Source organism: Massilia sp. 2TAF26 (genome assembly GCF_052115005.1).
Taxonomy (GTDB): Bacteria; Pseudomonadota; Gammaproteobacteria; order Burkholderiales; family Burkholderiaceae_D; genus Telluria.
Genome location: NZ_JBFRFV010000082.1, coordinates 1 through 736 on the forward strand (window position 1 = coordinate 1; position 736 = coordinate 736).

The window sequence follows — 736 nt, forward strand, 5'->3', positions numbered from 1 at the left end:
GATGATCTCGGCGACCAGCTTGTAACGTGACAACGTAGCCATGAACATCATGCAATCCCCCGCGAATAGACCACACCGCCAGGATTGAAGTTCGCCGTCAGCACCTCGCGGCGCGGCTTGTCTTCCGACAGGCCGATGTGCACCCAAGTGCCTTCATAGATCAGCTGGTCGAACAGGATATTGCTGGCCAGGATCATCTTGGCCAGCGCCTTCGGGGCCATGCCCGGCACATTGATGTCGGCGGCCAATCCCAGCAAGTGTGCGCTGTTCGCGGCGCCGCCCACAGCCTGGTTGACCGCTTTCGAGCGGAAGCCGCTGGAGAYGGTGACCGGCGCCCCAACGAGTGCTCGCACCTCCTCAAGTACCACACACACGCGTTTCAGGTTGGCCAGCTCCTGTGGACCTGGGCGATTATCCAGGCGGCGGCGCGTCGCAATTTGCGAGGCGACCATCTCTTCGAGAGTGAAGTGTTCCGAGAGGTTCATAGCCCGCTCCGCACGTTTTTGACGACCGCGGCTGCATCCTCCGCCATTTCGCCGATATCCTTGCCGCGGCGCTTCTCAAGCCACAGCACAATGGCTCCCAGTACCCACCACGCTGGCAACCCTGCTAAAACCATGATCGGCGCGGAAACAAACAGCATGCCGAGAGCCTGATCGATGCCATACATCACGGCCATTTCCTTCGCGGACGTAAATAGCGTCGGCCACCAAGCATGCAACGCGATCACCAGCAC

General features: G+C 60.4%; 1 protein-coding gene and 1 pseudogene. Both read right to left on the reverse strand.

Annotated elements, in window-relative coordinates:
* Positions 1–47: 47 nt before the first annotated feature.
* Entirely contained in the window at positions 48–485 is a 438-nt protein-coding gene (locus AB4Z32_RS27500) for a D-Ala-D-Ala carboxypeptidase family metallohydrolase (RefSeq protein ID WP_442124990.1), read from the reverse strand.
* Positions 482–736 (reverse strand): annotated as a pseudogene (locus AB4Z32_RS27505) (hypothetical protein); the annotation flags it as partial. The pseudogene AB4Z32_RS27505 and the gene AB4Z32_RS27500, both read right to left, overlap by 4 nt.